Raw genomic sequence first — 9165 nt, 5'->3', positions numbered from 1 at the left:
CGCCGCCGTTGCACGTCGAAGGTCGAAAATATCCGGACGGGCTGGCTGAATAGAGTTGGTTCACAACGAAATATACCGCGGAATCCCGCGGTATTTCGTGACGTTCAAAGAAAGATCGGGAGCGGATTTTCGAGGGCGATATCGCGCCCTGATCGTTGCCGCGCGGGCAATCAGCGCCCGTTGCGCACGATCGACGGACGGCAGACCTCGCCATCGCGATCGGTCGTCGCTGTCTCGGCTTTCGGTGCCTCGAAATCGACGACGCGGCGGGCGCCGGCGACGATCACGTCGCAGCCCTTGAGCGGCGAGGAGAGGGTGAGCAGCGCCTTGACGTCGAAGGCGATGCCGTCGCCGGCTGCGTCCCGGGCGCGCATGTACATGTCGCGGCCGATGTCGTTGGCGGCGGCGCGGGCAAGGGCTTCCTCGAAGAGGGCTTGCGGATCGTAGCATTGCATCCGCATGTCGAAGGCGTATCGCATGGCAGTCCCGTCAAAGCATCTGACGGTGCGAGCGCTGGGCCCCAACCGTCCTTGATCTGGACTGTGGTATACCACGATCGTTATAATTTTACCTGTCGATAAAAATAAGAGCAGATGCCCACCGCGCGCATGTCTGCTCAGGTCAGGCTTGCGATTCTGCTCAGGAAGGACGGGCGGCGACCACCATGTAGTTGACGTCGGTATCCGTGGACTCCGCCCAGTTGCCGCGCAGCGGATCGAACACCACGCCGCGTCGGTCGAGCAGGGTGAAGCCGAGGCCCTGCAGCGGCCCCTCGATCTCCTCGGGACGGACCAGCTTGTCGTAGGAATGGGTGCCGCGCGGCAGCCAGCGCAGCACGTATTCGGCGCCGACGATCGCCAGGGCGAAGGCCTTGGCCGTGCGGTTGATGGTGGAGAGCACGATCAGCCCGCCGGGCCGCACCAGCGCGGCGCAGGCGGCGAGGAACGCCGGCACGTCGGCCACATGCTCGACCACCTCCATCGCCAGCACCACGTCACAGGTGACGCCGGTGGCGCCGAGATCCTCGGCGGTGACGGCCCGGTAGTCGATGTCGAGGCCGACGCCGGCGGCGTGCAGCCTGGCGACCTCGATGTTGGTCACGGACGGATCGATGCCGGTGACGCGCGCGCCGAGGCGGGCGAGCGGCTCGCACAGAAGGCCGCCGCCGCAGCCGATGTCGAGCACGGACAGACCGTCCAGCCCGCGCACCGTCCGCTCGTCGCGGCCGTGGTGGGCGCAGATCTCGCGCTTGAGATAGCCGAGACGCACCGGATTGAAGCGATGCAGCGGGCGGAACTTGCCGTGGGGATCCCACCATTCCGCCGCGATCCTCGAGAAGCGCTCCACCTCGGCCGGATCGACCGTGGAGACGCGGGGGGCCTCTGTCGCGGCATCGGTCATGGTCGGTCTCTCCTGTCTCGGCGGCTGTCCTGCCGGAGAGGTCGGCTCGCGGCCGGTGGTTGTCAAGGAAAATGCGCCGGACGTTGCGGCTTCGGCGACGTTCCTGTAATGGAGGCCCGCGCGGCCGCGGGGCCGTGTCTGCTCTCTCCCCGCGCGACGGTCACGCCACATGCGTGATACATATGTCGCGCCCGCAAAGTGACCGAGTGATGGCCCGTCTGGTGATGAAATTCGGCGGCACGTCCGTCGCCGACCTCGACCGTATCCGCAACGTCGCGGCGCATGTGAAGCGCGAAGTGACCGCCGGCCACGAGGTGGCCGTCGTCGTGTCGGCGATGTCGGGCAAGACCAACGAGCTCGTCGCCCTGTGCCGCGGTGCCTCCGTGCTGCACGACGCGCGGGAATACGACGCGGTGGTGGCGAGCGGCGAACAGGTCACCTCCGGTCTTCTCGCCATCGTGCTGCAGGACATGGGCGTCAACGCCCGCTCCTGGCAGGGCTGGCAGATCGCGATCCGCACCGACGCCGCCCACGGCGCCGCCCGCATCGCCGAGATCGACGGCGCGTTGCTGGTCGAGCGGCTGCAGATGGGCCAGGTGGCGGTGATCGCCGGCTTCCAGGGCATCGCGCCGGACAACCGGATCTCGACGCTCGGCCGCGGCGGCTCCGACACCAGCGCGGTGGCGGTCGCCGCCGCGATCAAGGCCGACCGCTGCGACATCTACACCGACGTCGACGGCGTCTATACCACCGATCCGCGGATCGTTCCGAAGGCGCGCCGCCTCGACAAGGTCTCCTTCGAGGAGATGCTGGAGATGGCGTCGCTCGGCTCGAAGGTGCTGCAGGTGCGGTCCGTCGAACTTGCGATGGTGCACGGCGTTCGTACCTTCGTGCGCTCCAGTTTCGAGGCGCCGGATTCCGTGCGGGTGATGCCGAACGGCGATCCCTACGGCACGCTCATATGCGACGAGGAAGAAATCGTGGAACAACAGGTCGTCACCGGCATCGCCTATTCCAAGGACGAGGCCCAGATCTCGCTGCGCCGGGTCGCCGACAAGCCGGGCGTCGCCGCGGCCGTGTTCGGCCCGCTCGCGGAAGCCAACATCAACGTCGACATGATCGTCCAGAACATCTCGTCGGACGGCAAGTTCACCGACATCACCTTCACCGTGCCGCTCGCCGACTACGAGCGGGCGGTCAGCGTCGTGAAGTCCAGCGACAGCTTCGAGTTCGAATCGCTGGAAAGCGCCACGGACGTGTGCAAGGTGTCGGTGATCGGCATGGGCATGCGCAGCCATGCCGGCGTCGCCGCCGCCGCCTTCAAGGCGCTGGCGGAGAAGTCGATCAACATCCGCGCGATCACCACCTCCGAGATCAAGATCTCGGTTCTGATCGATGCGGCCTACACCGAGCTTGCCGTCAGGACTCTCCACTCGCTATACGAACTGGACAAGGCCTGATCGCGAAGGATCTCGATCCGGACATGTGACCGTCATCCGGTGGCGGACGAACCGGTTACGCCCGCTGCCGAGGCCGGCACGGGCAGGACCGGTGGACCGGGAATTGCACCCTTCGCAGCCGAGGGGCATCCATGCGCGCGCCGCAGGCGGTCGCGCGCGATCGGGGGAAGGCGGACGATGCGGGGGACACTCGTTGGTCCGCGCGTGTTGCTGCGCCGTCTCCGCGAGGTGATGGCGGAGCCGATCAGCGCGCAGGACCGGCTCAACAAGATCGTCACGGTGATCGCGGCCAACATGGTTGCCGAGGTCTGTTCGGTCTATGTGCTGCGCGGCGACGGCGTCCTCGAACTCTATGCCACCGAAGGCCTCAACCCGGAGGCGGTGCACAAGGCCGGCCTGCGGCTCGGCGAGGGTCTCGTCGGCAGCATCGCCGCCACCGCCTCGCCGCTCAATCTGCCCGACGCCCAGCATCATCCGGCCTTCGCCTACCTGCCGGAAACCGGCGAGGAGATCTATCACTCCTTCCTCGGCGTGCCGATTCTGCGGGCAGGACGCACGCTCGGCGTGCTCGTCGTCCAGAACCGCGTCCGGAAGTCCTATTCGGAAGAAGAGGAAGAGGCGCTGCAGACCACCGCGATGGTGATCGCGGAAATGATCGCCGCCGGCGAGCTTTCCAAGCTGTCGCCCGAGCCGACCATCCTCGAGGCCGGGCGTCCGGTGTCGCTGGAGGGCGTCGGCCTCTCGGACGGCGTCGGCCTCGGCTATGTGGTGCTGCACGAGCCGCGCGTGGTCGTCACCAATCTCATCGCCGAGGATCCGGAAGAAGAGCTGAAGCGGCTCGAGGCGCGATCACCAGCCTGCGCCTCTCCGTCGACGACATGCTGGCCCGCCGCGAGATCTCCCACCACGGCGAGCATCGCGACGTGCTGGAGGCCTACCGCATGTTCGCCCACGACCGCGGTTGGGTGCGGCGGATGGAGGAGGCGGTGGTCCGCTCCGGCCTCACCGCCGAGGCCGCGGTCGAGCGCGTCCAGTCCGACACCCGCGCGCGGATGATGCGCCAGAACGACCCCTATCTGCGCGAACGCCTGCACGATTTCGACGACCTCACCTTCCGCCTGCTGCGCGAGCTGATCGGCAAGGACCAGCACGCCGGGGAGAACCTGCCGAAGGACGCGATCATCGTCGCCCGCAACATGGGCGCGGCCGAGCTGCTCGACTACGACCGCGAGAAGATCCGTGGTCTCGTGCTGGAGGAGGGCTCGCCGTCGAGCCATGTGGCGATCGTCGCGCGCGCGCTCAACATCGCCGCCGTGGCCCAGGCGCAGGACGCGGTCTCGCTCGCCGAGGAGGGCGATGCGATCATCGTCGACGGCGAGCTGGCCCAGATCCACCTGCGGCCGCCGCCGGAGGTGGAGCAGGCCTTTGCCGAGAAGGTGAAGTTCCGCGCCCGGCGCCAGGAGCGCTACCGGCTGCTGCGCGAATTCCCGCCGACCACGCGCGACGGCGTGCGCATGGCACTGATGATGAATGCCGGCCTCGTCTACGACATGCCGCATCTCGACGAATCGGGCGCCGATGGCGTCGGCCTGTTCCGTACCGAGCTGCAGTTCATGGTGTCGGCGACCTTCCCGCGCCCCGGCGCCCAGCAGGTGCTCTATTCGAGAGTGCTGGACGCGGCCGGCGACCGGCCGGTGACCTTCCGCTCGCTCGACATCGGCGGCGACAAGGTGCTGCCCTACATCCGGGCGACCGCCGAGGAGAATCCCGCGCTCGGCTGGCGCGCCGTCCGTCTCGGCCTCGATCGTCCGGCGCTGCTGCGCACGCAGATCCGGGCGCTGCTGCGCGCGGCCGGGGGACGCGAGCTGCGGCTGATGTTCCCGATGGTCAGCGAGGTCGACGAATTCCGCCGGGCGCGTGCGCTGGTGGACCGCGAGCTTGCCCATCTCGACCGCTACGGCCACACGCCCCCGGCGAAGCTGCATCTCGGGGTGATGATCGAGGTTCCCTCGCTGCTGTTCTGCCTCGAAGAGCTCTACCGCGAGGTGGACTTCGCCTCGGTCGGCTCCAACGACCTGTTCCAGTTCATGCTGGCGGTCGACCGCGGCAATGCCGCCGTCTCGACCCGCTATGACGTGCTTGGGCCCTCCTTCCTGCGGGCCCTGCGACTGATCGTCACGAAGGCCGTGGCCGCCGGCAAGCCGGTGGCGCTCTGCGGCGAGCTCGGCAGCCAGCCGCTGACGGCGATGATTCTCGCCGCGCTCGGCTACCGGACCATCTCCATGACGCCGTCGGCGGTCGGTCCGGTGAAGGCGATGTTCCGCGAACTCGACCTCGGCGCCCTGCGGGCCGAGCTCGAGGCCGCGCTGGATCCCGACAGCGGGGTCACCTCCGGCGCGGAGATCCGTGCGCTGGTGACGGCCTTTGCCGAACGCAACGGCGTGCCCCTCACCGGCTAGGGGTTTTTGCTGCCCAAACCGGCTGCGGTTCCCTCCGCCGGCGTGGGGCGGGGCTGCCCAAACCGGCTGCGGTTCCCTCCGCCGGCGTGGGGCGGGGCTGCCCGCCCGGCTGCGGTTCCCTCCGCCGGGCGTGGTTTTGGCGCCCTGACCCGGCTGCGGTTCCCTCCGCCGGAAGGAGCGATGTTCCCGCCCCCGCTTCCCCGCATCGACGCGCCGCGCTATGAGGGCGGCGTCGCGGCGGTGCCTTCCGTCTCCGCCGACGGCCAGACAAGAATCCGGACGCTGAACGATGATCGCCCTCGATGCGAGACTGGACGCCCTACTCGACCGTTTCGCCATTCTCGAAGCCCGCCTCGCCGGCGGGCCGGATGCCGAGACCTTCGTCCGCCTGTCGCGCGACTATGCCGAACTGGAGCCGGTGGTGGCCCGCATCCGCGCCTATCGCGCGGCGGCCGAGGAACTCGCCGGCCTCGACGGCCTGATCGCCGACCCGAAGACCGACGCCGACATGCGGGCGCTGGCCGAGGCCGAGCGGCCCGGCGTCGCTGCCCAGTGCGAGACCCTGGCCCACGAGGTCCGCCTCGCCCTCCTGCCGCGCGATGCCGCCGACGACCTCGGCGTGGTGATCGAGGTGCGGGCCGGCACCGGCGGCGACGAGGCGGCGCTGTTTGCCGGCGACCTCTTCCGCATGTACCAGCGCCACGCCGACCTGCGCGGCTGGCGGATGGAGGTGCTGTCGGTCAGCGAGGGCGAGGTCGGCGGCTATAAAGAGATCGTCGCCGGCATCTCGGGCGCCGGCGTCTATGCGCGGTTGAAGTTCGAATCCGGCGTCCACCGGGTGCAGCGCGTGCCCGAGACCGAATCGAGCGGGCGGATCCACACCTCGGCCGCCACGGTGGCGGTGCTGCCCGAGCCGGAGGAGGTGGACGTGGTGATCAACGACGCCGATCTGCGCGTCGACACCTATCGCTCGTCGGGGTCCGGCGGCCAGCATGTCAACACCACCGATTCGGCGATCCGCATCACCCATCTGCCCACGGGCATCGCCGTCGCGGTGCAGGACGAGCGCTCGCAGCACAAGAACCGGGCGAAGGCGATGCAGATGCTGCGGGCACGGATCTTCGACGAGAGCCGCCAGCGGCGCGACGCCGAGCGCGCCGCCGCCCGCAAGGGCCAGGTCGGCAGCGGCGATCGCTCCGAGCGGATCCGCACCTACAATTTCCCGCAAGGCCGCGTCACCGACCACCGCATCAACCTGACGCTCTACAAGCTGCCGCAGGTCGTCTCCGGCGAGGCGCTGGACGAGGTGATCGACGCGCTGCTGCAGGAGCATCAGGCCCGGCTGCTCGCCGAGGCCGAGGCGTGAGCGAGCCGGCAAGCCTCGGCACTCTCCTGCGCCAGTGGCGCGACCGGCTGGCCGCTGCCGGCAGCGACACCGCCGCGCTCGACGCCCGCCTGATCGCCGGCCATGTGCTCGGCACCGACACCGCCGGGCTGCTCGCCCGCTCGGACGAGGCGCCGGATGCGGCGGCACGCACCGCGATCGAGGCCCTGGTCGCCCGCCGCGTCGCCGGCGAGCCGGTTGCCCGACTGTTCGGCGCCTGGGAGTTCTTCGGCCGGCCGTTCCGGCTGTCGGCCGAGACGCTGGTGCCGCGCCCCGACACCGAGACGCTGGTGGAGACCTGCCTTGCCGCCGTTCGCGGCGGCGCGATCCCCGGCGTCGGTGCGGATGGCGCGGGCCTCGCCCTCGCCGATCTCGGCACGGGCAGCGGGGCGATCCTCGTCACGCTGCTGGCCGAACTGCCGGCCGCGCGCGCCTCGGCATCGATCTTTCGGCGGGCGCGCTGGCGACCGCGCAGGACAATGCCGTGGCCAACGGCGTTGCCGGCCGCTGCGACTTCCGGCGCACATCCTGGCTCGACGGCATTGCCGGTCCGTTCGGCCTGATCGTCTCCAACCCGCCCTACATCCGCGCGGCCGAGATCGACGCCTTGGCCCGGAGGTGGCGGTGCACGACCCGCGCCTTGCTCTTGATGGCGGCGCCGACGGGCTTGTCGCCTACCGCGCCATCGTCGCTGCCGCCCCGGCCTGCCTTTCGCCCGGCGGCCTGCTCGCCGTCGAGATCGGCCACGACCAGGGGCCGGAAGTCGCCGGACTTCTTGGCGCCGCAGGATTTTCCGGCGTGACGGTCGGCCGCGATCTCGGCAACCGGGAGCGGGTGGTGACGGGGCGCTGGACGGCGGCGCCGGCATGATCGCACGGCCTGCACGGGCTCTGCGCCGGGAGTGTAGCGCGAATGCATCGCCCGGCGCCGGATCGGTCCGAAATCGGGCGAAATCCCGCAGAACCGATCGCGCAGGCGAAAGAATTGGCTTGGAAAAGCCCCGGCGAGCGGGTACGGTCGGCCTACCGAGTCACGAGCTTGGGTCCGGGGCGCTGCGGCCAATGGGGGGACGCAGGCGCTTTTCCGCCCTCAATCCTCGATCATGTAGCGGATGGCTGTAGCCTCCGCTTTGGGCTCGTTCGTCGCATTGGACAGACAGACCATCGCAACCTCGTCGGCCAGTTCCGGGCGACGGCGGTGAATGCGGATCGTCTCTCCGGGGAATGCGTGTTGACTGGATCGCCTGAGACAGAACAGACGCCCGATGGCCTCGTGAAAGTAGCAAACGACGTGGATCTCAGAACCTCCACCCTCGCTGCGACCTTCCCGTTTCCCGTCGCCGGCCGTTCCTCCGCCCGCAGGGGTGGTGCTCGGCCCGCACGCAGCGGGCCGTCTGTCGTCGAGATCGGGCTTGCGAGAGATAGCGGATCATTATGAGGCAAGGACAGTACAGCAAGCAGCGTTCGCGGGGCCGGCCGAACAACAACCGCAAGAGCGTGAACCCGCTGACCAAGAGCTTCGATTCCAACGGTCCGGACGTGAAGATTCGCGGAACGGCCCTGCATATCGCGGAAAAGTATTCCCAGCTTTCGCGTGATGCCTCGTCGTCCGGCGACCGCGTGATGGCGGAGAACTATCTCCAGCACGCCGAGCACTATTACCGCATCATCGCCGATGCGCAGGGGCCGTCCTTCACCCGCGACTTCGATCGCGACGGCGACTTCGACGGCGAGGGCGACAACGGCTTCGACGGCGGCTATGCGGAAAGCCAGCCGGCGCCCCAGGAGACCCGCAGCAGCCGCAGCGGCTACGACCGCACCCAGAATCAGCCGCGCGGCAACTACGAGCGCGACAACCGGGACAACCGCGGCAATTACGATCGCAACAACGACCGCGATCGCAGCAACGACCGTGGCCAGGATCGCAATCAGGATCGTGGTCCCCAGGACCGCAATCAGGACCGGAGTCAGGATCGCGGGCCGCAGGATCGCAATCAGGATCGTGGCCAGCAGGAACGGTCGAGCTACGACCGCAGCAACGATCGCGAGCGCAGCAGCGACCGGAACCAGGATCGGAATCAGGATCGCGCCAGCTATGCCGACAGCGCGCCGCGCCCCGAGCGCAACCAGCGTTCGCCGCGCAGCGACAATCGCCCGGAGCGCACCGATACCCGCACCGACACGCGCGCAGACACCCGCCCCGATACGCGGTCCGAGCGGAGCGAGACGCGTCCGGAACGCACGGACACCCGTCCGGAGCGCGCCGAGCGTGCGCCGCGCGCGCCCTACCGCGCCCCGGCGTCTGCCGATGCCGGCGAGGAGACGCCGCGTCATGTGACGCGTGCCGCCCAGCCGGCGCCGATGCCGCTCGACGCCCCGCAGCCTTTCATCGACGTGCCTCCGCCGATGGGCGGCGCAGGTTCCCCGTCGCCCGGACCGAACCGGCACGGGGCGCCCAAGCC

7 protein-coding genes and 1 pseudogene are annotated in these 9165 nt (G+C 69.3%); 6 read left to right on the top strand and 2 right to left on the bottom strand.

Features of this window, described 5'->3' with window-relative positions:
• Positions 1-170: 170 nt before the first annotated feature.
• Complete coding sequence (locus tag A6302_RS17785) at positions 171-479, bottom strand: hypothetical protein (RefSeq protein ID WP_069308164.1); 309 nt, start codon at positions 477-479, stop codon at positions 171-173.
• A 160-nt stretch (positions 480-639) separates the two neighbouring features.
• Positions 640-1401 (bottom strand): bifunctional 2-polyprenyl-6-hydroxyphenol methylase/3-demethylubiquinol 3-O-methyltransferase UbiG, encoded by a 762-nt coding sequence (gene ubiG / locus A6302_RS17780; protein WP_069308163.1) that lies wholly within the window; start codon positions 1399-1401, stop codon positions 640-642.
• A 209-nt stretch (positions 1402-1610) separates the two neighbouring features.
• On the opposite strand from ubiG, the gene A6302_RS17775 reads away from it, so the two are divergent.
• The 6 genes and pseudogenes from A6302_RS17775 to A6302_RS17755 form a co-directional block, all read left to right on the top strand.
• Positions 1611-2861 (top strand): aspartate kinase, encoded by a 1251-nt coding sequence (locus A6302_RS17775; RefSeq protein ID WP_069308162.1) that lies wholly within the window; start codon positions 1611-1613, stop codon positions 2859-2861.
• A gap of 177 nt (positions 2862-3038) precedes the next feature.
• A pseudogene (gene ptsP, locus A6302_RS17770) lies at positions 3039-5320 on the top strand (phosphoenolpyruvate--protein phosphotransferase).
• Positions 5321-5609: 289 nt separating this feature from the next.
• Positions 5610-6686, top strand: coding sequence for a peptide chain release factor 1 (gene prfA, locus A6302_RS17765; protein ID WP_069308161.1), 1077 nt, complete (start codon positions 5610-5612; stop codon positions 6684-6686).
• Complete coding sequence (locus A6302_RS17760; RefSeq protein WP_210183379.1) at positions 6683-7267, top strand: N5-glutamine methyltransferase family protein; 585 nt, start codon at positions 6683-6685, stop codon at positions 7265-7267. The genes prfA and A6302_RS17760 overlap by 4 nt, the downstream gene beginning before the upstream one ends.
• A gap of 61 nt (positions 7268-7328) precedes the next feature.
• Positions 7329-7574, top strand: coding sequence for a class I SAM-dependent methyltransferase (locus A6302_RS25885; RefSeq protein ID WP_210183378.1), 246 nt, complete (start codon positions 7329-7331; stop codon positions 7572-7574).
• 626 nt (positions 7575-8200) lie between these two features.
• Positions 8201-9165: DUF4167 domain-containing protein (locus A6302_RS17755; protein WP_169833617.1), on the top strand; the 965-nt coding region annotated here is incomplete at its 3' end.

It is taken from the genome of Methylobrevis pamukkalensis (assembly GCF_001720135.1).
Lineage (GTDB): Bacteria > Pseudomonadota > Alphaproteobacteria > Rhizobiales > Pleomorphomonadaceae > Methylobrevis > Methylobrevis pamukkalensis.
The sequence above is the reverse complement of the archived record's forward strand: the minus strand, read 5'-3'. Positions and strand labels throughout refer to the sequence as shown.